This window comes from Pseudomonas sp. 51_B (assembly GCF_017491595.1).
Classification (GTDB): domain Bacteria; phylum Pseudomonadota; class Gammaproteobacteria; order Pseudomonadales; family Pseudomonadaceae; genus Aquipseudomonas; species Aquipseudomonas promysalinigenes.
The window spans coordinates 1-461 of sequence record NZ_JAFGYW010000337.1; the positions used below are offsets into that span (position 1 = coordinate 1).

Sequence of the window (461 nt, forward strand, 5' to 3'; positions counted from 1 at the left end):
GAGCCCGGCGCGCTCGAGCGGCGCGAGGTGCGCGGACACGGTCGACTGCGACAATCCGCACAGCGCGTCGATCTGGCCCGCGCAGACGCCTTGCGGAAACGGCCCCGCTTGCGATGCGGGGAAGTGCTTGTCGGGCGCCTTGAGCCACGCGAGGATCGTGCGGCGCACGGGGCTTGCAAGCGCTTTGTGAATGGCGTCGGCATCAAGGTCATGGGCGGCGCGGTGAAATCGCGAATCGTCGTTTGCCGAAGCTTAAATCGGCCGATGACGATATAAACAGCAACACTCTATTGACTAGGGGCGATGGAATCCGGCGATCGAGGCGATAACGTCAGTCGGCGCCGTCGGGAGGAATCCGCGGGCCGCCGCCGGCGTGCCCGCGCGTTTGCCGCGTCGCTGGTTCGTCTCCGGCCCTCGCGGGCGCGCAGGGGCGTTCGACAAATCGCTGCGCCGAAAACGGG

At 67.2% G+C, this 461-nt stretch carries 1 protein-coding gene; it reads right to left on the reverse strand.

The window, feature by feature from the left end; all coding sequences use genetic code 11:
- A partial coding sequence (locus J5M56_RS25115) for a helix-turn-helix domain-containing protein (protein WP_207938075.1) occupies positions 1-192 on the reverse strand: 192 nt, incomplete at its 3' end.
- Positions 193-461 lie beyond the last annotated feature (269 nt).